Source organism: Vibrio sp. 1401 (assembly GCF_033340295.1).
Genome location: NZ_JAWOWF010000048.1, coordinates 17,052 through 38,491, shown reverse-complemented (window position 1 = coordinate 38,491; position 21,440 = coordinate 17,052). Strand labels below are relative to the sequence as shown.

18 protein-coding genes, 1 tRNA gene and 1 riboswitch are annotated in these 21,440 nt (G+C 46.4%); of the genes, 12 read left to right on the top strand and 7 right to left on the bottom strand.

The window, feature by feature from the left end; translation table 11 throughout:
• Positions 1 to 134 precede the first annotated feature (134 nt).
• From R7Z77_RS19815 to thiH, 9 genes are all read left to right on the top strand, one after another.
• A tRNA-Trp gene (locus tag R7Z77_RS19815) sits at positions 135 to 211 on the top strand.
• Between the two features lie 244 nt (positions 212 to 455).
• Positions 456 to 1,838, top strand: coding sequence for a multicopper oxidase family protein (locus R7Z77_RS19810; RefSeq protein ID WP_318136795.1), 1,383 nt, complete (start codon positions 456 to 458; stop codon positions 1,836 to 1,838).
• A gap of 123 nt (positions 1,839 to 1,961) precedes the next feature.
• The gene (gene crcB, locus R7Z77_RS19805; protein WP_005378811.1) at positions 1,962 to 2,345 is read left to right on the top strand and encodes a fluoride efflux transporter CrcB; all 384 of its coding nucleotides are present in this window, start codon (positions 1,962 to 1,964) and stop codon (positions 2,343 to 2,345) included.
• Between the two features lie 60 nt (positions 2,346 to 2,405).
• A riboswitch (TPP riboswitch) is annotated at positions 2,406 to 2,504 on the top strand.
• Positions 2,505 to 2,667: 163 nt separating this feature from the next.
• A complete protein-coding gene (gene thiC, locus R7Z77_RS19800) occupies positions 2,668 to 4,608 on the top strand; it encodes a phosphomethylpyrimidine synthase ThiC (RefSeq protein ID WP_064354418.1) in 1,941 nt (646 codons plus the stop codon).
• Entirely contained in the window at positions 4,608 to 6,023 is a 1,416-nt protein-coding gene (locus R7Z77_RS19795; protein ID WP_064354417.1) for a thiamine phosphate synthase, read from the top strand. The genes thiC and R7Z77_RS19795 overlap by 1 nt, the downstream gene beginning before the upstream one ends.
• Positions 6,010 to 6,783: a HesA/MoeB/ThiF family protein gene (locus R7Z77_RS19790; protein WP_064354416.1), complete on the top strand. Its 774-nt coding sequence runs from the start codon at positions 6,010 to 6,012 to the stop codon at positions 6,781 to 6,783. The genes R7Z77_RS19795 and R7Z77_RS19790 overlap by 14 nt, the downstream gene beginning before the upstream one ends.
• Before the next feature lie 38 nt (positions 6,784 to 6,821).
• On the top strand, positions 6,822 to 7,076 hold the full coding sequence (gene thiS / locus R7Z77_RS19785; RefSeq protein ID WP_064354415.1) for a sulfur carrier protein ThiS: 255 nt from the start codon (positions 6,822 to 6,824) through the stop codon (positions 7,074 to 7,076).
• Between the two features lie 5 nt (positions 7,077 to 7,081).
• Positions 7,082 to 7,849: a thiazole synthase gene (locus tag R7Z77_RS19780; protein WP_005397059.1), complete on the top strand. Its 768-nt coding sequence runs from the start codon at positions 7,082 to 7,084 to the stop codon at positions 7,847 to 7,849.
• A 34-nt stretch (positions 7,850 to 7,883) separates the two neighbouring features.
• A complete protein-coding gene (gene thiH, locus R7Z77_RS19775; RefSeq protein WP_039988745.1) occupies positions 7,884 to 8,996 on the top strand; it encodes a 2-iminoacetate synthase ThiH in 1,113 nt (370 codons plus the stop codon).
• A gap of 142 nt (positions 8,997 to 9,138) precedes the next feature.
• On the opposite strand, the gene R7Z77_RS19770 is transcribed toward thiH, so the two are convergent.
• Both R7Z77_RS19770 and R7Z77_RS19765 read right to left on the bottom strand, forming a co-directional pair.
• Positions 9,139 to 10,929: an aminopeptidase P family protein gene (locus R7Z77_RS19770; protein ID WP_213968008.1), complete on the bottom strand. Its 1,791-nt coding sequence runs from the start codon at positions 10,927 to 10,929 to the stop codon at positions 9,139 to 9,141.
• A 203-nt stretch (positions 10,930 to 11,132) separates the two neighbouring features.
• A complete protein-coding gene (locus R7Z77_RS19765; RefSeq protein WP_005378791.1) occupies positions 11,133 to 12,074 on the bottom strand; it encodes a LysR family transcriptional regulator in 942 nt (313 codons plus the stop codon).
• Positions 12,075 to 12,181: 107 nt separating this feature from the next.
• On the opposite strand from R7Z77_RS19765, the gene R7Z77_RS19760 reads away from it, so the two are divergent.
• On the top strand, positions 12,182 to 13,375 hold the full coding sequence (locus R7Z77_RS19760) for a multidrug effflux MFS transporter (protein WP_005382927.1): 1,194 nt from the start codon (positions 12,182 to 12,184) through the stop codon (positions 13,373 to 13,375).
• A gap of 91 nt (positions 13,376 to 13,466) precedes the next feature.
• A complete protein-coding gene (locus R7Z77_RS19755; protein WP_005378786.1) occupies positions 13,467 to 13,748 on the top strand; it encodes a hypothetical protein in 282 nt (93 codons plus the stop codon).
• Positions 13,749 to 13,779: 31 nt separating this feature from the next.
• On the opposite strand, the gene R7Z77_RS19750 is transcribed toward R7Z77_RS19755, so the two are convergent.
• The 4 genes from R7Z77_RS19750 to R7Z77_RS19735 form a co-directional block, all read right to left on the bottom strand.
• Complete coding sequence (locus R7Z77_RS19750) at positions 13,780 to 14,235, bottom strand: DoxX family protein (protein ID WP_005378784.1); 456 nt, start codon at positions 14,233 to 14,235, stop codon at positions 13,780 to 13,782.
• A 10-nt stretch (positions 14,236 to 14,245) separates the two neighbouring features.
• On the bottom strand, positions 14,246 to 15,004 hold the full coding sequence (locus tag R7Z77_RS19745; RefSeq protein WP_213968009.1) for a DNA-binding domain-containing protein: 759 nt from the start codon (positions 15,002 to 15,004) through the stop codon (positions 14,246 to 14,248).
• Complete coding sequence (locus R7Z77_RS19740) at positions 15,001 to 15,873, bottom strand: DUF692 domain-containing protein (protein WP_213968010.1); 873 nt, start codon at positions 15,871 to 15,873, stop codon at positions 15,001 to 15,003. Before R7Z77_RS19740 ends, R7Z77_RS19745 begins: the two co-directional genes overlap by 4 nt.
• Before the next feature lie 99 nt (positions 15,874 to 15,972).
• Positions 15,973 to 16,233 carry a DUF2282 domain-containing protein gene (locus R7Z77_RS19735; protein ID WP_005378779.1) on the bottom strand — a complete coding sequence of 87 codons (261 nt, stop codon included), beginning with the start codon at positions 16,231 to 16,233 and terminating at the stop codon, positions 15,973 to 15,975.
• 281 nt (positions 16,234 to 16,514) lie between these two features.
• Here R7Z77_RS19735 and uvrD point away from each other — a divergent pair, with 281 nt between their 5' ends.
• A complete protein-coding gene (gene uvrD, locus R7Z77_RS19730; RefSeq protein WP_005378778.1) occupies positions 16,515 to 18,689 on the top strand; it encodes a DNA helicase II in 2,175 nt (724 codons plus the stop codon).
• Between the two features lie 982 nt (positions 18,690 to 19,671).
• On the opposite strand, the gene ggt is transcribed toward uvrD, so the two are convergent.
• Positions 19,672 to 21,438 (bottom strand): gamma-glutamyltransferase, encoded by a 1,767-nt coding sequence (ggt, locus tag R7Z77_RS19725; protein ID WP_054579632.1) that lies wholly within the window; start codon positions 21,436 to 21,438, stop codon positions 19,672 to 19,674.
• Between the last annotated feature and the right edge of the window lie 2 nt (positions 21,439 to 21,440).

The following is a 21,440-nucleotide window of genomic DNA, read 5'->3' as shown; positions in this document are numbered from 1 at the left end:
TGGTAGTTCAGTTGGTTAGAATACCGGCCTGTCACGCCGGGGGTCGCGGGTTCGAGTCCCGTCCACTCCGCCACTTAATATCGACAACCTCGCTTATGCGAGGTTTTGTCAAATCTAGAATATGAAAATTCTATAGGGGTGTAGCTCCAATTGGCAGAGCAGCGGATTCCAAATCCGCGTGTTGGGAGTTCGAATCTCTCCACCCCTGCCACATATCAGGCTCTGACTTAGGTCAGAGCCTTTTTTGTATCTGGTTTCTTCTCATTATTACAGCTTATTTCTACTCTTATCCCGTAAGTATGGCTTTCTGCTGTACTTTGGCAGCATTTAATCTACTGAACGAACGAAACTACAGTTAGCTGTAATGATCAGTGGCCCGAAATTTTAATAATAAAGGGGAATCACTATTTATATTTAGTTACACTCAACCGATCTGGATTAATGAGTAACTATGTATGGATATATCTCGTCGACGCTTTCTTCAATCATCCTTAGCAATCTCCGCGCTTGCCGTTCTACCTGCATGTTCTCTATCTAGGAGCACTAATAAGCAGGGGCAATATATATACGATATCACTGCAGAGCCTTCTACTGCAGAATTAGTCCCTGGGTTTAACAAAGACGTACTCGCATTTAATGGTTCGATTCCAGCGCCTGTGATTCGTTGTCGCCAAGGCGAGAAAGTTATAATTCGGTTTACTAACAAGCTTTCAGAGCCGACTACAATCCACTGGCATGGCTTGCGAATCCCTATTGAAATGGATGGTGTACCTTTCTTGAGCCAGCAGCCTATCATGCCAGGTGAAACATTCGTTTATGAATTTACACCACCAGATGCGGGCACATTTTGGTATCACCCACATATGAATAGTGTGAAGCAGCTTGGTAAGGGCTTAGTCGGGCTAATTGTCGTTGAAGAGGCAGAGCCTGTTCAGTTTGATGAAGAGCATGAAGTCGTCCTCAAGCATTGGCACTTAGACAAACAAGGTCAGTGGAAGAACCTTATGGTGCCGCGCTTGAGCGCTCGTATGGGGACTCCCGGAGAGTGGAGTAGCGTCAATGGTGTGCATGAACCTGTTTATACGCTGAAGCAGAATGCTACCACACGATTAAGAATTGCTAATGTCGATAACACCATTACTTACCCGATCGCTATAGAAGGCGCAGAGGCTTGGGTTATTGCTATTGATGGTAACCCTGTTAAAACGCCTTATAAGCTCACTCAGCACAAAATTGGTCCGGGAATGAGGTTAGATATCGGATTGATTGCTCCAAAGGCTGGAAAACGTGTTTATGTGCGTCAAATGAAAGGACGCTTCCCATTCCTTTTGTGCGAGTTTGACGTTGTTGAGTCTGACCTGTCGAACAACCAGAAACTGCCTTTATTACCTCTCAACCCTGTGCCAGCTCTCGATTTGAAAAATGCAGAGCAAATCGATTATGTGTTTGAGTGGGAGGGGGCGATCACTCCTGCTGATAAATCGGGCAAAGCGATACCTAAATTCTGGCTGATGAACAAACGGGCTTGGGAGGGAATGAGCAAAGATAATATTCCAGCGCCCCTTTCAACATTGGAGATGGGAAAAACCTATATCTTCAACCTAAAGAACGTCACCCAATATCATCATCCTATTCACCTTCATGGACACACATTTACGGTTCTTGAGTTAGATGGAAAAAAACTCGACGAACCGTTTCATACCGATACGGTCTTGCTTGGAAAAAACGGCAGTGCGAAAGCGGCATTTGTTGCAGATAACCCTGGACGTTGGATGTACCATTGTCATGTGATCGAACACATGAAGACGGGGTTGATGGGTTATATTGAAGTAAAGTGACTCCTGTAACTTTTTAAATCTTGATAAGTTTTAAGCGCTATAATTTGCTGAATTCTAAGATTGTATAATCACTATTGCCGTAAATTTGATTACAATGTCTCCATTAACTTTTCTGGGGGAATTATGGGACAACTATCCGTTTTGGGTTTTATTGCATTGGGTGGTGCATTTGGTGCATGTTCTCGTTACTTAATTTCTGAACTTTGTGTCATTTTATTGGGGCGTGGTTTTCCATATGGTACGTTAACCGTTAACGTTGTTGGCTCATTTATGATGGGCTTATTGATAGCAGCTTTCGATAATGAACTTTTGGCAACGGAACCTTGGCGACAAGTGATTGGCTTGGGTTTTTTAGGCGCACTAACGACGTTTTCCACCTTCTCGATGGATAATGTTTTGCTTATGCAGCAGGGCGCTTTCTTTAAGATGGGGTTGAACGTATTGTTGAATGTCGTGTTAAGTATTTCAGCGGCGTGGATAGGCTTTCAATTATTGATGCGCAGCTAGCAAAGTAGTTAAAAATTGAACAGGTCGGCTTGGTTTCACCAAGCCGTTTTTATATACTGACATCACTTGTCGGAGTGCCATAAGGCTGAGACCGTTAATTCGGGATCCGTTGAACCTGATCAGATTAGAATCTGCGAAGGGAACAAGAGAAGATATTCACACCGGAGTTCTTTCTGGTTGATCTATCAAAAGTCGAATGTTGTTACAGGCAAATATCGTAAGCTTTAACTAGCCTTAATTTGACTCCTCTTGTCGCATCTATCCGCCAAGCATTTTTATCCAATTACTTTTTATCTAGTATAACAAAGCAAGGAAAAATGCTATGTCGAGTCGCAAACAAGCGAGACTGGAAGCAAAACAGTTCATTGATACACTCTCGGTACAACCGTACCCCAATTCAAGCAAAGTCTACGTAGAAGGCTCACGTCCAGATATTCGTGTGCCAATGCGTGAAATATCACTCGCTGATAGCCTTATTGGAGGCACAAAAGAAGCGCCTATATTCGAACCTAATGAGCCAGTACGCGTTTACGATACGTCGGGTGTATACACAGATCCAGAGCACACCATAGACCTCTATAACGGCTTACCTAAGCTGAGAGAAGGGTGGATTGAAGAGCGCGCCGATACTGAGCTACTTGATGAAGTAAGCTCGGTGTACACCAAAGAACGCTTAGAAGACGAAACACTAGACGGTCTTCGTTACGGTAATCTACCACGTATTCGACGTGCCAAAGATGGCCATTGTGTGACTCAATTGCACTATGCTCGCAAAGGTATTATTACCCCAGAAATGGAATATATCGCGCTGCGTGAAAACATGGGGCGTGCCAAGTATCGCGATGAAGTGCTGAATCAACAGCATCCGGGTCAAAGCTTCGGAGCGAACCTACCAAAAGATATTACCGCCGAATTCGTGCGTAAAGAAGTCGCCGAAGGTCGCGCTATTATCCCTTCAAATATTAACCACCCAGAATCCGAACCAATGATCATTGGACGTAACTTTTTGGTCAAAGTGAACGCCAACATCGGTAACTCATCGGTCACTTCTTCGATTGAGGAAGAAGTAGAAAAGTTAGTATGGGCAACGCGTTGGGGTGGAGATACCGTAATGGATCTTTCTACTGGACGTAACATCCACGAAACTCGCGAGTGGATTCTACGTAACAGTCCGGTTCCGATCGGTACCGTGCCAATGTACCAAGCGCTTGAGAAAGTGAATGGTGTTGCTGAAAACCTTAACTGGGAAGTGATGCGCGATACCCTGATTGAGCAAGCAGAGCAGGGCGTTGACTACTTTACTATCCATGCCGGTTTACTACTTCGTTATGTGCCAATGACTGCAAAACGCGTTACTGGTATCGTCTCTCGTGGTGGTTCTATCATTGCGAAATGGTGTTTAGCGCATCACCAAGAAAGCTTCTTATATACCCACTTCCGAGAGATCTGTGAAATCTGTGCTAAGTATGATGTGGCACTTTCTCTCGGTGATGGTCTGCGTCCTGGCTCGGTGGCCGATGCTAACGACGAAGCGCAATTTGCAGAGCTTCGTACCCTTGGTGAGTTAACCAAGATTGCGTGGGAATACGACGTACAAGTAATTATCGAAGGTCCTGGTCATGTTCCAATGCATATGATCAAAGAGAACATGGAAGAGCAGTTAGAGCACTGTCATGAGGCTCCTTTCTATACCCTTGGTCCATTGACGACAGACGTCGCTCCTGGTTACGACCATATTACTTCAGGCATCGGCGCTGCCATGATTGGTTGGTATGGCTGTGCAATGCTTTGCTACGTAACTCCGAAAGAGCACCTCGGTTTACCAAACAAAGAAGACGTGAAAGTAGGCATGATCACTTACAAGCTTGCTGCGCACGCCGCTGATTTAGCGAAGGGACACCCTGGTGCACAAGTTCGTGATAACGCGCTTTCTAAAGCTCGCTTCGAGTTCCGTTGGGAAGACCAATTCAACTTGTCGCTCGACCCAGATACCGCGCGTGCTTTCCATGATGAAACCTTGCCTCAAGAGTCTGGAAAAGTCGCTCACTTCTGTTCGATGTGCGGACCAAAGTTCTGCTCGATGAAGATTTCGCAAGAGGTTCGAGAATATGCGAAAGACACTGAGCAAGTTGCTGCGGACCAAGCTATCTCGATCAAAATGCTGGATGATCCTCTTGAGGGGATGCGTCAGAAATCGCAAGAATTTAGAGAGTCAGGCTCCGAGCTATACCACCCAGCAGCACATGCCGAGGTAAGTGACTAATGAGCAAAATCCTTATTCCGTCATCATTGATTGAACTGACAGGTTTAGTTCAGCAATGTTTGTTGTTGGCGAAAGAACAGGGTTTTAGCATCGAAGACATTGAGTTGGGTGTGAGCCCAACTCAATCTATTCAGCTTGTTCGCGACCAACAGATTACACATATAACGACTGACCTTATTGGTGGACATAACTTTGAGCCTGAGTGTTCATTTACTCTCTATTACCGTTCTGCTTTGTCGGTAGAAGCGTGTGCTAAGCAACCGTCGAAAGCGATTTATATTGGCATTGCTGATACGCAGGTTTCCGATGAAAAGGAGAAAGTGCTTCAGCTTGATATCTGGCGTCACCCAATCAACGACGAAGTGAGAGCGCTTTCTGTTAAGTCCAAACTCAACGCAATGTTCGATCCCGAACATCACCTTGCTTGGACAGTAACGCTGACAGTACTCGATTTTCCTATCGAAGATGCGTTAACACTTGCTCGAGGAATGCTAACTCAACAAGCGAATGTTTCACGTGAAACACTGTTGAGTGACAACCTTGATGAGGGACGACCTACTCAGTGGGCTGACCAATTTGATGATTTCCCCACACCTGTACTGGAGGATAACCGACTAGGTATTCAAGTTGGTTGGTCTGCACAAGGTGAGAGCGTTAGCTTTCCAACTCTAACTAAGCAAAGTCTAGGGCTCTATCCAGTCGTTGATGATGTTGCTTGGATTGAGCGTCTACTGCCACTAGGCATCAACACTATTCAACTGCGAATAAAGAACCCACAACAAGCCGATTTAGAACAACAGATCATTCGAGCAATTGAGCTAGGTCGTCAGTATCAAGCACAAGTGTTCATCAATGACTATTGGCAGTTGGCAATCAAGCATGGCGCTTATGGTGTTCACCTAGGACAAGAAGACATAGAAGAATCGAATTTGGCTCAGCTAACTAAAGCCGGCATTTGTCTTGGTCTTTCTACTCATGGTTATTATGAGCTACTGCGCATCGTACAAATTCATCCTAGTTACATCGCGCTAGGGCATATTTTCCCAACCACCACAAAACAGATGCCATCGAAACCACAAGGTTTGGTGCGCTTGTCTCTTTATCAAAAGCTGATTGATAGCATTCCTTACGGAAACACAGAGTTGGTTTTCCGTCCCGCAAAAGACAAAGCAGGTAGTGACTATGTGCTTGGCTTTCCGACGGTCGCGATTGGTGGCATTGACCAATCTAATGCTGACCAAGTTTGGCAAACAGGTGTTTCTAGCTTAGCAGTAGTGCGTGCTATTACGTTGGCAGAATCACCTCAATCGGTCATCGAGTTCTTCGCACAACTGATGAAGGAAAGACAGCTAACGTTCACTGATCAGAATAGTGAGTTGGCGGATACCAAGAGAGGCGAGCATGCTCACGGATAAGCAGTTCCTTCGCTATCAGCGCCAAGTCGCTCTGCCTGAAATTGCCGAAATTGGGCAAAAGCGTTTGAGCAAATCGCATGTGCTGATCATCGGTTGTGGTGGGTTAGGGAGCGCAGCGAGTTTGTACTTGGCATCAGCGGGTGTTGGTAAATTGGTAGTGGTCGATGACGATGAAGTTGATAGCAGTAACCTACAACGTCAGATCATTTATCGTGAACAAGACCTACAAGTTGCGAAAACAAAAGCGACTGTAAAGCAACTGACTGACCTTAATTCTATGGTTCAAATTCGTGCCCTCAATAAGCGATTAGACAAAGCACAGCTTCAGCTTGAGGTGATACTAGCGGATGTGGTGCTCGACTGCACCGATAACATGCCAACGCGTCAGCTCATTAACCAAGTTTGTTTCGAGCAAAATACGCCGCTCATCTCGGCGGCGGCAATTGGTTGGCAAGGGCAATTCGCTGTCTTTGATTATCAAACGCAGATTGAACAAGAAGCAGAGAGTACAGCCTGTTACCGCTGTTTGTATCCGTTCGACGAATTACCGCAAACGCAAAAGTGCAGTGAGAGTGGTGTCGTCGGTCCGGTGGTGGGCACACTTGGCAACTACCAAGCGATAGCGGCAATTCAAAAACTGGCGACGGGAAAGTTTCATGTCGAGGCTGCCAAGTTGCATCTGTTTGATGGGTTGAAACTGCAATGGCAAACCATGGCGATAAGCAAAGACAAACAGTGCCAAGTGTGTGCTCAGATTTAGCTTACGAGTAATAGGCAGAATTAAGAGAGTTGGAAGCAATGACGTTATCAGAACAACAAACAACACAAATGACCGCTGCTGACTTAGATGTGATCACTATTGTCATCAATGACCAGTCACATCAAGTTGCCAGTGAGTCGAATCTACAGCAAATCATTAGTCAATTTGCGCTGCCTGAAATTGGCTGTGTTTTTGCAATTAATAACAATGTTGTGCCGTGCAGTGAGTGGGCTAGCACAGTTCTTTCACAGGGAGATAGCATCTCTTTGTTTCAAGCGATCGCAGGGGGTTAAAGTCGATGCTTAAAATTGGTGATAAACAATTCGAATCAAGACTGTTCACGGGAACAGGGAAGTTTGCCAACAGCCGATTAATGGCAGAAGCGATTCAAGTATCGGGTTCTCAACTTGCGACCATGGCGTTGAAGCGTGTGGATGTGAACGACCAACAAGACGATATTTTGCTACCGTTAGTACAAGCGGGTGTGAACTTATTGCCGAACACCTCAGGTGCAAAGAATGCTAAAGATGCTGTGTTTGCAGCACAATTGGCGAGAGAAGCGTTGGGTACTAACTGGTTAAAACTAGAAATTCATCCAGACCCGAAGTACTTGATGCCCGATCCAATTGAAACACTTGCAGCTGCTGAACAGCTGGTTCGTGAAGGCTTCATTGTCCTTCCTTATTGTCATGCTGACCCGGTTCTGTGTAAACGATTGGAAGAAGTAGGCTGTGCTGCAGTCATGCCATTAGGTGCGCCGATCGGTTCTAACAAAGGGATAGTTTCTCACGATTTCCTAGAGATCATCATCGACCAAGCTAATGTTCCTGTCGTTGTTGATGCGGGTATTGGTGCTCCTTCACATGCCGCGCGTGCGATGGAAATGGGCGCGGATGCCGTGCTCGTCAATACAGCGATTGCAGCTTCGAGCGATCCCGTTGCGATGGCGAAGGCATTTAAGTTGGCAGTAGAGTCCGGGCGTATGGCTTATGAAGCTGGACTTGCCGGTAAGGTTTCTCATGCGGTTGCGTCGAGTCCACTGACGTCATTCCTAGATGAGCTTTAGTCCTAGATTGGTTTAGCTATTAAGCGAGGAAAACATGAGCTTCGTTGAACAATTTAAGCAGCTTAATTGGGATGACATCTCGATGTCGATCTACGCGAAAACGGCACAAGATGTCGAGCGAGCATTGAATAAACCCAAGCGTGATTTGGAAGACTTTAAAGCGCTAATTTCACCAGCGGCTGAAGCGTACTTAGAGCAAATGGCGCAGCTGTCATACTCGGCAACTCGCAAGCGTTTTGGTAATACCATGTCGCTTTACATTCCACTGTACCTTTCTAACTTGTGCGCCAATGCTTGTACTTATTGTGGCTTTTCTATGGAGAACAGAATCAAGCGTCGTACTTTGAATAGGGACGAAGTGGCTGCAGAAGTTGAAGCCATTAAACGCATGAAGTTTGATAGCGTATTGCTGGTGACTGGCGAGCACGAAACTAAAGTGGGTATGAAATACTTCCGCGAAATGGTGCCTATGATTAAGAAGCGCTTTAACTATTTGGCGATGGAAGTACAGCCACTTGATCAAGACGAATACGCTGAGCTCAAGACATTGGGTTTGGATGCGGTGATGGTCTATCAAGAAACGTATCATCCTTCGACTTACGCCGAGCACCATTTGCGTGGCAACAAGATGGATTTCGAATACCGATTGGATACACCCGATCGTCTTGCAAAGGCGGGCATCGATAAGATCGGTATTGGTGCTTTAATAGGGTTGGAAGAGTGGCGTACCGACTGTTTTTATGTGGCAGCGCACTTGGACTATCTTGAGCGCACGTATTGGCAGACTCGTTACTCGATTTCTTTCCCGCGTTTGCGTCCTTGTGAGGGTGCGCTCCAACCCAAATCAGTCATGACGGATAAGCAACTTGTTCAGCTGATTTGCGCTTATCGTTTGTTGAATCCAGAAGTGGAGTTGTCATTATCGACTCGTGAGTCACCGAAGTTTAGAGATAACGCATTGCCTTTAGGCATTACCAGTATGTCTGCTGCATCGAAAACTCAGCCGGGTGGTTATGCGATGGATGATGTTGAACTCGAGCAGTTTGAGATCAGTGATGAGCGAAGCGCAGGTTCTGTGGAAGATATGATTCGAGCCAAAGGGTTTGACCCTGTATGGCGAGATTGGCACTCGGCGTATTCTGGTTAAGTAGCAAAGAAAGCCACTGGTCATCGTTATGTTTCACGTGAAACATAGGCAAAAAAAGAGGGTTGATGCAAAACATCAACCCTCTACTTTTTTCTAGCTTCTAGCTTCTAGCTTCTAGCTTCTAGCTTCTAGCTTCTAGCTTCTAGCTGTGTGCTACTGGTAGCGTTGCTTGACGAAGCCACTCTTTCACATCACCCTCAACAAGTGGGCTGATCTCATCCCATACCTTCTGATGGTAATCATTCAACCAAGCAAGCTCTGGACGAGTTAGCATATCAACGTTGATATTACGCTTGTCGATTGGACAGCGTGTTAGCGACTCAAATGACAAAACAGGGAAGTCACCGTTAGTTGGGGTTTCAACAACAAGCTCTAGGTTCTCGATACGGATACCAAACGCATCCGCACGGTAGTAACCTGGCTCGTTGGATAGCACCATACCTTCTGTTAGAGGCACGTCGATTTGCTTCTTAGAAATGCTCGCCGGACCTTCATGAACACTTAGGAAGTGACCAACACCGTGACCAGTACCGTGGTCGTAATCGTAGCCTTCCGCCCATAGGTGCTGACGAGCTAGCGTATCGATTTGGTAACCACGTGTGCCTTTCGGGAAACGTGCACGTGCAACACCGATGTGACCTTTTAGCGCGAGAGTGAATTGTTTAATCATCTCTTGTGAAGGCTGACCAATCGCAATTGTACGCGTGATGTCTGTCGTGCCATCTAGGTACTGACCGCCTGAATCCACTAGGTAAAGCGTGTTCAGTTCTAGCTTGCCAGGTTCAGGTTGGTTCTCGTGGTTGTAGTGACACATCGCCGCGTTGCCACCTGCTGCCGAGATAGTATCGAAGCTAAGATCCATAAGTGTCGGGTCTTCGCTACGGAACGCTTCCAGTTTGTCTGCCAGCGTCGCTTCATCATGCAGGTTACCCGCAACGACTTCAGCATCTAACCAAGAAAGGAACTTACTCATCGCTACGCCATCGCGGATATGACATGCTTTCATGCCTGCGATTTCAACTGCGTTCTTTGCTGCTTTTGGCATTAGGCATGGATCAGCTTTACTCACCACAGATACGCCAGCGTTTTGTAGAACCAATTTAAACCACGCGTTACTTGTCGCAGGGTCAACCAGTACATTCTTGCCAGTTAGGTTTTCTAGTCGTGCTTGCAATGCTTCTGGGTGATGAACCGTCACGCCGGCACCAACATGAGCGTCAAACTCAGCAGGTAGGCGAGCAGGATCTAGGAAGTATTCCACGCTTGAGTCTGAGTGCAGAATCGCGTGAGAAAGCAGAACTGGTAGACGTGAGACATCTAGACCACGAACGTTGAGCAACCAACAGATAGAATCAAGTGCTGTGATCACTGCGCTGTCTGCACCGGTTTTTTTCACGAGCTCTGCGATTTCTTGGCGTTTGCTTTCACTTGACTGACCAACTGCTTCTGTTGCCATTAGGCGAACATCAGAAACCACAGGAGCAGGGCGGTCGTGCCACAGTTCATCAATTGGGTTGCTATCGAGAATCTTAAGCTCAAGTGCGCCAGCAAGTTTTGCTTGTGCCATGTCTAGCCAAGCAGCGTTGTGCATGCGAGGGTCGATTGCCACAGACGCGCCATTTGCAAGATGGTCTTTAATCCAATCTAGTGCAGGCTCTTCAATCAAGTGACGGTATTCGAATAGATCAGCAGGAACCTGCTTTGTTACTTGTACTGTGTAGCGACCATCAACAAAGATAGCGGCTTTGTCTTTGGTGATTACCGCAGCACCAGCAGAACCAGTAAAGCCAGTTAGCCAATGTAAACGCTCGTTGTGCGCTGGTACGTATTCACCCAAGTACTCGTCTTCATGAGGGACAAGTAGGGCATCAATATTATGTTGTGCTAGCCATTCGCGAATTGCATTCACGCGGCTTTGGGTATCGTTGTGCATCTGTGTTATTCCTTCAAATTACCGCTCCTTCATGCTCAGGTGTGGGAGCTGTTTCCATCTGCTTCATGCAGTTTACGATTCCATTGAGGTTCGCAATCACTTCAATAGAGTCGGAGTACAACTAGGCCATAGATGAGCCAAAAAGGACTACGACAGTTAAGCTACTCATTTTAGCCGCTAAGCGCAAATTGAGTGCGGTGTTTTTATCTAAGGTGATCGGTTTTTTGTGTGATCATCGTACGTAGCCAGCCTAATGCAGGGTCGTTTTCTCTATCTCGGTGCCAGAATAAAGTGTAAGCCATAGGTGGGAATTCTAACGGTAGTGGCAGCACGACCAAATCAAGCTGTTTGGCCGCAAGTTGCACAAAATGACTTGGCGCAGTAAAGATAAAGTCGGTGTATGAACATAAACTTGCGGCACTGTTAAAGTCGGGCACAGTGACGGCAATATCGCGGTCGGCGCCAATATCTGCAAGGCGATAATCTAGCAACCAACGGTCGTTGCCATCACAACGCACCTGTACATGGCGTAGGGCGAGATAGGCTTCCAGATTCCAAGGTTGTTTTAGCGCAGGGTGGTTTTTGCGAATAATGCACATTTGGTAATCACGATAAATTTCCAACTCGCAAATGTCATCGGGTGGTTGAAGAGTCAGCTTGGCATCGTTTATATCGATATCTTTTCCAGTTAAGCCTAAATCCAGTTCGCCGCGTTGAAGCATTTTAAATGTATTATCCGACCACGGGTGTGTGCTAATTGTCACGCCAGGTGCTTGTTGAAAAATCGCCGGTAAGAAATGGGGTAGAATGAGAGGGTAGACACTCTCTACCGCTGCTATTTGAAAACGGTATTCACTGCTTTGCGGAGAAAACTCTTCGGGTTGAGTCAGCACTTCTAACTGATTTATCAACAGATCCAGTTTCGGTTTAAGAAACAATGCGCGCGGCGTAGGTGTTAATCCATGTGAGTTTCGAGTGAAAAGAGGGTCATCAAATTGAATGCGCAGTTTAGCCAGTGATTTACTTACGGCGGACTGGCTTAAGCACAATCGGTGGGCCGCACGAGTAACGTTTAACTCTTCAATCAGCACTTTAAAGCAGACCAATAGATTTAAATCGATACGAGCCAGTTTTTCGACGTTCACAGTGAATTTCCTCTGAGGAATAATGCTCATGATTATACATCATTTCCATTCATATCATCAGATGATTAAGCTTTACCCAAAGTTCTTTATCCAATTCGGAGTGTTGTGTGTCTAGCCAGTTTTCTAATAGTAAAAAACAGATGGCGTTATTGACCCTTTTGGTTCTTTTCAGTCCTTTAGCGATTGATATTTATCTACCTGCTTTACCTCTTATTGCTTCCACTTTTCAGGTCGATAATGCGCTAGCACAAGACACGATCACTTGGTTCTTATTTGCTATGGGTGTTGGTCAGCTATTCGCAGGTCCCCTAGCAGATAAACTCGGACGTCGAACTGTTGCATTGGGCGGTATCACCATTTACGCGATGAGCGCTTTATTGGCGTGGAGTGCTCAAAATATTGAGTGGATGTTGGTTTCCCGACTGCTACAAGGCTTAGGTGCGTGTGCGACATCGGTAGCAGCCTTTGCAACAGTTCGCGATATCTTTGGCCCGGAAAAAAGCGGCAAAATGATCAGCTACCTTAACGGTGCGATTTGTTTCATTCCGGCTTTAGCTCCAATTCTAGGTAGCTGGTTAACTCAGCAATTTGACTGGCGTGCTAACTTTAGCTTTATGGCGGGTTTTGCTGTGGTGTCTGGATCATTGATGTTTTTCATGATGAAAGAGACTAACCCGTCAACAGAAAAGCAAGCCGTGTTTAAGCTTAGTCGGTATTGGGCAGTGCTTAGCACACCATCTTTTGTTTTCCATGCGTCATTATGCTTGATGGCGATGGCGGTTATTCTTGCTTACGTTACCTCAGCACCGTCGGTATTGATGACGGGGATGGGGCTGTCGATGAATGAATTCACTTTCTGGTTTGGTGTGAATGCGGTGATAAACATTGCGGCATGTATGCTGGCGCCTAAGTTTATGGAGCGCGTTGGAACTCACAACACCTTGGTCACCGGGATCTCAACTCTGGGTCTCGCAGGTGTGATCATGCTAGTGATGAATGGTCAGAATACCGCGCTTTCTTTCATGTTACCTATCTTTATGTCTTCTGTAGGTTTTGCATTCATTCTGGGTGCAGCGGCAGGGAAAGCGTTAGAACCGTTTGGTGATAAGGCGGGCACGGCAGCTGCACTGCTTGGATTGTTCCAAATGAGTGGCTCTGGTTTGTTGGTGGGTACACTGCAACGCTTATCTCTGGATCCACAAACCTTGATTGCAATTCATATGTGGGTCCTATTACCTGCGTTGGTCGTTCTGTTTACAAAAGCAGGGAAGAACTGGCACTCGAGCTTTGCGAAAGCGTAAATCAGTGTAATTTAGTATTTTCCAATGTAAGTAAGGCGTGTATATTTGTCACTCAGACTTTTCCTGACACCATAACGGAACTCAAAAAGTAATGTCGTTAACCACGTATGAAATGGCTCGTATTCTAGAGCAAATGGAAGATTCACCAGAAAAGGTGATGTTTGGCAAGTTGCTTAATGAGCTGGGTAATCAAAGCTCCGAGCGTATTCGTAGTGCGGCTAAACAAGTACCTCTGCCAATTTTGCGTGATATCGTGTACCAATTTCAGCAAGTGATTGAGTCACGCAAAGATGAACAAGTCGAGCAGATGGCAAAAGACCTCGCTCAGCAAGGTATCTCAGCAGAAGAGCTACTGGCTTACTTGAATAAATAATAAAAAATCCCCGCATGATGCGGGGATTTTTTTAGCTCGTCATTTTCTTTTTCAGGATGTGGTCCAAAGACAGCGGTCCTGGCCCCCATACGATTACGATAAGAATCATCAATCCCCAAAGTTGGTGGTCATAAAAACCTTTCTCCCACAACAGTGGGTAAGAGATCACTGCGATGATGTTGAACACAAACAGCATTGCTGCCATCGGGCGGGTAATCAATCCCAGTGCCAAGAACACCGGTAGAACCAACTCCGCAGCCGTACCTAAATAAGCCGCCAATTCCCATGGCAAGATTGGCACTTGGTATTCCAGCTCAAATAAGTACAGCGTGCTATCCCAAGATGAGATTTTGATTAGTCCTGAATTGAAGAACACCCAGGCTACCCACAAGCGACAAAAGAGAAGTAGTAAAGGGACAAAGCCAGCTTGTAGGGTACTGATTAAATCGTCGTACCGATTCACTAAGTTTTTAACCGTATCCGTCATAGAGTGCTCCTTAGATTGATTGCAATGTAAAGCCGTCAACAATATCGAGTGCCATGATGCGATTGAGATGAGCGAGTAAAACTTCAGGTATTTCGCTCAAACTCTGCTTCTGCTCTAAACATTGCAGCAGTTGGAACACATCGGCATCGAGTGCGTGACACAAGGCTTCTCCATTGGCTTGAATCGAGATGACACCTTGCTGTAATTGGTTGATATTAAGTTGTTCGAATTGCCCAGTTTGAATCGCACTAAATAGATCGAATACTGCGTAATTGGAGTCAAAGCTGCGGCAGCCCTTTTTAAGGTGTAAGACTAAAGCGGGTTGTTGCTCTTCACTCACTTCGCCAAGTAACGCAAGCGGTTTTAATTCCGCTGCATTGGATTGCTCATACTGTGCTTGACGAGCTAGGTCGATATGCCACTCGAAGCGTGCGACTTCAGGGCTGTAAGGTGCTTGTGCGATCACCTGATTAAACTGCATGATGGTGTCTTGAAAGCCTTCGCCATAATGCACCACATTTCCTTCTTTTAATGGGTAAGAAAGAACATGCTGGCGAGCTATCTGTTCAAAGCATTCTTCACCAAGCAGCGCTTCAACCATCGGGTAGGTCGCGGACAACACTTCGCTTAAGCTGACGATAAAGTTATTGCGGTAAATTTGTATGCGTTCATCAGCGGTAAACTCATCACTGGCAATATCGCAGTCTTCACCGAGCGCTTGATAGTGCAGGGCTTTAGCAAACTGGCTTTGTAAGGTGGCTAGATTCATGATGCCTTCCTTGGTTCGCTTTGTTCACTTGGAAGTGTGCCTTGCAACAGCAGTTGCGATGCTTTCTGCGCTTCTCCTAATAAGACTTCTGGCGCGGGGATATCCAAATCCCATTCAATCAACGTATGACGTGGACCGTGTTTTTTTGTCCACTGCGCGAACAGTTGCCAAACTTCATCACTAACTGGGCGGCTATGGGTATCAATCCATATCTCACCTTTGTCGAGTTGTTTGATGCTAAAACCTGCCAAGTGAATCTCATCCACTTTGTCGGCTGGAATCGCATCTAGGTATGTGTCGCAATCAAAACCGTGGTTGAACGCCGAAACATAAACATTGTTTAGATCGAGCAATAAACGACAGTCAGTGCGCTTTTGCACTTCGGTAAGAAACTCCCATTCGCTGATGGTCGAATGTTGAAACTTCACATAACTAGATGGGTTCTCTATCAAGATCTCGCGTTGCAAATATTCCTGCACTTCATTCACGTTACGAGTGAACACGTTGAGCGCTTCTTCCGTATACGGAAGTGGAAGCAGGTCATTAAAGTAGTGACCGCCGTTTTCACTCCAACTTAAATGGTCAGAAACAAGAATTGGGTCGATTGAGTCAATCAGTGATTTAAGTTGCGCAAGATGCTTTTGACTAACACGTTCCACCGAACCTAGCGACAAACCAATACCGTGGCAGCTAATTTGATATTGCTCGCGAAGCGTTTGTAGCTGATGGCGCTCTGTTGCATTGGGTTGGAAATAGTTTTCACTGTGGATTTCTAACCAAGACAACTCAGGCTGGGATTGGCTAAAGTAATCGAGGTGAGGGGTTCTTAATCCAACTCCAACAAGGTCGTGGAAGGTGTGGTGTTTCACGTGAAACTCCTTTTCAAATCGTGCGGGAAGAGAAGGATGCGTCTTGGCTTTGCGTTGGTTGAGCGTCAACGCATCCTCACAATAGCTAGCGATAAAAGATTATGAAGAAGAAGTGCTACCGCCAGCGAGTTTGTCACAAAGACCTTTTGGTACGACTACGAATGCGTCTTTTTGGTTATCTTCTTTAGAAGTACCAGCGCATGAGCTGCTTTTTGTTGCACAGTCGTTTTTACCTGCTTTAGAAACGCCATAGCACTTTTCTTTTTCAGCAGCGACAGCTGGAGCTGCAGTTAGCATTGTGCCACCAAGAGCTAGAAGACCAGTAACAGCAGCAGTAACAGCTAGATTCGACTTTTTCATAATAAATTCCTCTGAATGATTTCCTTTACTTTAAGTTGGCAAGATGAATCGCCTGTTTTGGCGTTTTTGTTATCAACTTGCTTAACTTAAAAGATAGGAAACTGGCTAAAAAACTTTCAGAAAAATTTCTGAAGTAAATGGGTTTGTAGGGTCAAATAGATATAACTAATTGATGTATTGGGCAAAAAAACATCGATTTTTTTATCAAGTTTTGTCTAAACAGCACCCGGTTGTTTAGGTTATAATCGGTTTTTATGTATAAATAACCAGTAGCTCTCATCATGATGGATCCATCTCTATTACTCGACGGTTTGAACGATAAACAACGTGAAGCCGTTGCAGCACCTCTAGAAAACTTGCTCGTTCTTGCTGGCGCAGGAAGTGGTAAGACACGCGTTCTTGTTCACCGTATCGCTTGGCTGATGTCGGTCGAGCAAGCTTCTCCGTTTTCAATCATGTCGGTAACCTTTACCAATAAGGCGGCGGCAGAGATGCGTGGACGTATCGAAGAGCTAATGATGGGCAGTGCAGGCGGTATGTGGAATGGTACTTTCCACGGCATTTGTCACCGTATTCTGCGAGCACACTATCTTGATGCGAAGCTACCGGAAGATTTCCAAATCATTGACAGTGACGACCAGCAGCGTCTGCTAAAGCGTTTGATCAAAGCGCAAAACCTCGATGAGAAGCAATGGCCTGCACGCCAAGTGGCATGGTGGATTAACGGTAAGAAAGACGAAGGTCTGCGTCCGTCGCACATTGATGCGTACCATGATCCAGTAACCAAGACATATCTGCAGTTGTACACCGCTTACCAAGAAGCGTGTGATCGTGCTGGTTTAGTCGATTTTGCGGAAATCTTGCTGCGCGCACATGAGCTACTGCGTGATAACAAGTTCGTCCGTGAACACTACCAAGCACGCTTTAAGCATATCTTGGTGGACGAGTTCCAAGATACCAACAACATTCAATATGCTTGGCTACGTATGATGGCGGGTCCTGAGTGTCACGTGATGATCGTAGGTGATGACGACCAGTCGATTTATGGTTGGCGTGGTGCAAAAGTCGAGAATATTGAGAAGTTTACGCTCGAATTCCCAAGCGTAAATACCATTCGTCTTGAGCAAAACTACCGTTCAACCAAGACCATTCTGGAAGCATCTAACACCCTGATTGCGAATAACACCGAGCGTATGGGTAAAGAGTTGTGGACGGATGGCGTGGTCGGTGAGCCTATCTCGGTTTACAGCGCTTACAACGAATTAGATGAAGCCCGTTTTGCGGTGAACAAAATCAAAGAGTGGCAAGACAAGGGCGGTGCTCTGAATGACGCTGCGATGCTTTACCGTAACAACGCCCAGTCGCGTGTTCTGGAAGAAGCGTTAATTCAAGCCGGTCTGCCTTACCGTATCTACGGCGGCATGCGATTCTTCGAACGTCAGGAAATCAAAGATGCCTTGAGCTACATGCGTCTGATTGCCAACCGTAACGATGATGCGGCGTTTGAACGTGTGGTGAATACGCCAACGCGTGGTTTGGGCGATAAGACGCTTGAAACCATCCGCTTTGCGGCTCGTGATCGTGGTTGCACCATGTGGGAAGCGAGTGTGGCAATGTTGGACGAGAAGGTGCTTGCTGGTCGCGCTGCTGGTGCTCTGAGCCGTTTTATCGAGCTTGTCACCGCGCTAGAAGACGACACCTTAGAGATGCCGCTGCATCACCAAACTGACCATGTGATTAAATACTCGGGCTTGTTCGCGATGTACGAGCAAGAGAAGGGCGAAAAGTCTAAGGCACGTATTGAGAACTTGGAGGAATTGGTGACCGCAACTCGCCAATTCGAGAAACCAGAAGAAGCCGAAGACATGTCACTGCTGACGGCATTCCTAACCCACGCAGCACTAGAAGCGGGCGAAGGACAAGCGGACGAATTTGAAGATGCGGTTCAGCTCATGACATTACACAGTGCGAAAGGTCTAGAGTTTCCATTGGTGTTTATGGTCGGTGTGGAAGAAGGCATGTTCCCAAGCCAAATGTCGGCAGAAGAAGCAGGGCGCTTAGAAGAAGAACGCCGTCTGTGTTACGTAGGCATGACCCGTGCGATGCAGAAACTGTACATCACTTATGCTGAAATGCGTCGTTTGTACGGTCAGGATAAATACCATAAACCGTCTCGCTTTATCCGTGAACTGCCAGAAACTTGTTTAGATGAAGTACGAATGAAGGCGCAAGTTAGCCGTCCTTCAAGCAGTGGTCGATTTAGCCAAACTGTTGTGAAAGAGAGCTTTAATGAAACCGGCTTTACGCTAGGTTCTCGTGTGATGCATCCAAAGTTTGGTGAAGGCACCATCATCAACTTCGAAGGCAGTGGTCCACAAAGCCGTGTACAGATTGCCTTTAACGGTGAAGGCATCAAATGGTTGGTAACTGCTTACGCACGACTAGAGAAACTGTAAGGCTTGACCAAAACTCATACCAATCGTAGTAAATAACTGGTCATTCTAGCTTGTTAAAATACTCGATAACTGCGTTGCAATTTTTGATTGTAGAATAACTACTTATCGAAAAATTGCGCCTTGTTCTCAAGCATTTTCCCTACGCTATTTCTGATCACTTATTTACTGTGATTGGTATCATCAACTTAAGAGCTGCTTCGGCGGCTCTTTTTGTTTGTGCAGTTTTGGTGTCGCTAACGCAGTAAAAAATGGAATGATAAATGGAGTACAAAAGCGCGACTTAACGATGCCGTTTGAAGTGAAAGGTGGGCGTTGTGGGTGAATGCCTGTTTTCAGCAGATCTACTGAGAAAAACTTTAGGCAAAGAAAAACCCCGAGGGCTTGCGCCCATCGGGGTTATAGTCTTACTCGCAGCAATCCAGCTACTAAGAGTGCTCCATGCATCTAATCCATGATAGTGTGCTGAATCCGTCAGCTTAATCCTTACGTCGCCTTCCTAGCGGTGTCCTTAGTGACCTTATCCTGGTCTGCTAACTATCCTCGTTAGCTCTCATCACTTGTTCCCTGAGCGGTGTCCCTGACATCATCCTGATGTTCAAATCCTTGCCTCGTCCAGAGGTGTCCATTTCCCGTCCTTAGTAGCAACCATCCTAGTCACTATTGATTCCGTTCAATGTCCAATTTTGCAATCCATGCCCGACTATTCATCCTGAATAACCGTTTCTTCTTCCTGAAGTTCACCAAGTCCGTGGTGTTTCCTGTTCCGTGTCAGCATCCTTCCGACAGGTTTAATATTACGTGTTTAACGATTTCCAACAACGGGCTAATCTCACATTTTTTTACACTCTTAGCGTTCAAAAAAGATACATAAGTATTAAATTCAATGGCTTATTATCTTTGTTGTACGGTTTTACCATTAAAAAAGAGAGGTTTGCTCAACCCTTTGTGAGAGATCTCGCACAAGGGGTCGAGCGAAAGACTCTTACTGCCCGATAGCGGCACCTTCACGTCTTGGATCCGCAGCGCCTTCAAGACCGTCTTTTGTTATTCGTATCGCATGCAGACCAGAGTTCAAATCCCGAACATCGGTTTTAAAGCCCATCTTCTCCAGAGCAGGCTGTAAGCCCTCTGCGGCGGTACCTTGCTCAATATCTAAGGTGCCAAAACGGTTCAGCAATCGTGGCTGATTAATCGCGCTTTGGATGTCCATATCCCATTGCGTGTGGGCGATAATGGCTTGTGCGACGTAACCAATAATGCGGCTGCCACCCGGTGAGCCAATTGCCATGTAAGGTTTGTCATCCTTCATCATAATGGTCGGTGCCATGGAGGAGCGTGGGCGTTTTCCCGGTTCTAAGCGGTTCGCGATTGGCACACCATCTTGATGCGTGCGGAAAGAGAAATCGGTCAGTTCGTTATTGAGCAAGAAGCCACGCACCATCAAGCGTGAGCCAAAGGCGTTCTCGATGGTTGTTGTCATTGAAACCACATTGCCTTGCTTATCGACGATATTGAAATGGCTGGTGGAAGGCAACTCGATCGATTGGTCCATGCTTAAGTCCATGGCGTGCGACCAAGGAGGGTTGCCGGCTTCAACCTTACTCAACGCTTTACCGACTTGGATCAGCTCAGCACGTTGTTTGAGATAATCTTTATCAAGCAAGCCTTCGGTTGGCATTGGCACATAATCTTGGTCAGCCATGTATTTACCACGATCCGCGAACGCAAGGCGCGATGCATCAGCGATCACTTGCCATGATTTTGCGCTTTCGGCTCCCCAACCTTTAAGATCGTATTGTTCGGTGATCGCGAGAATCTGTCCAACCGTCAATGCGCCAGAGCTAGGTGGTCCCATGCCGCAGATGTCATAGCTTTGGTAAGCCGCACAAACCGGTTCACGTTGCTTGATTTGGAACGCATCAAAGTCAGGTTGTGCCAATACGCCAGGGTTGCCCGGCGCATTTTGTACTGTCTTGATGATGTCTGTGGCGATATCGCCTTGATAGAAAGCTTTTGCCCCTTGCTCTGCAATTGCCGTCAGAGTTTGCGCGTATTCAGGGTTCTTCAACAATGTGCCTTCGGCTTTTGGTGAGCCATCTGGATTGAAGAAGTAAGCCTTAGTCGCAGGGAAGCGAGATAGGCGCTTGGCATCTTTTTCAATCAGACTCGCGAGGCGAGGACTAACTTCGAAACCTTGTTCAGCCAAGGTAATTACGGGTTGGATGATCTTTTTCCATTCCAACTTGCCGTATTTCTGGTGCGTGTCCCACAGCAGTTTCACTGTACCAGGAGTGGCAACGGAGCGCCCGCCGACAACCGCATCGTAAAATTGTAGGGGTTGTCCTTTTTCGTCTAAAAAGAGTTTCGGCGTCGCGGCGAGCGGTGCGGTTTCGCGTCCATCATACGTAGTCAGTTTTTGTTTCTCACTGTCCCAATACACTAAGAAGGCACCGCCACCAATACCTGATGATTGCGGCTCTACCAAGCCCAGCATCAATTGTACGGCAACCATGGCATCAATAGCATTGCCCCCTTGTGCAAGAACATCCGCCCCGGCTTGGGTTGCAAGTGGGTTGGCTGCTGTGACCATATAACCTTTGGCTTTGACCAATTGCTTTTGCTCGAAGCCAGTACTGTGCTCCGGTGCAACCGCATCTGCTGCTTGGTTAGCAAAGGCTGAGGTGGATAAGACGAGTGGGGAAGTAAGAAAAAGACCCGTGGTCACGAGTCGGTTGAACGTCCAATGCATGA